At 55.4% G+C, this 258-nt stretch carries 1 rRNA gene; it reads right to left on the reverse strand.

From position 1 onward, the window contains the following. A 23S ribosomal RNA gene (locus KI379_RS33850) occupies window positions 1-258 on the reverse strand; the annotation flags it as partial.

Genomic DNA, 258 nt, shown 5'->3' on the forward strand with positions numbered 1-258 from the left:
TCTCCGCTACCCCCACCTCATCCCCGAATTTTTCAACATTCGTGGGTTCGGGCCTCCAGTGCGTGTTACCGCACCTTCACCCTGGACAGGGGTAGATCACACGGTTTCGGGTCTACGTCCACGTACTATAGTCGCCCTATTCAGACTCGCTTTCGCTGCGGCTCCGGCTTCTCACCTTAACCTTGCACGGGAACGTAACTCGCCGGTTCATTCTACAAAAGGCACGCCATCACCCATAAACAGGGCTCTGACTTCTTG

Origin of the sequence: Paenibacillus cineris (assembly GCF_018333335.1) — a bacterium.
GTDB classification, from domain to species: Bacteria; Bacillota; Bacilli; order Paenibacillales; family Paenibacillaceae; genus Paenibacillus_AQ; species Paenibacillus_AQ favisporus.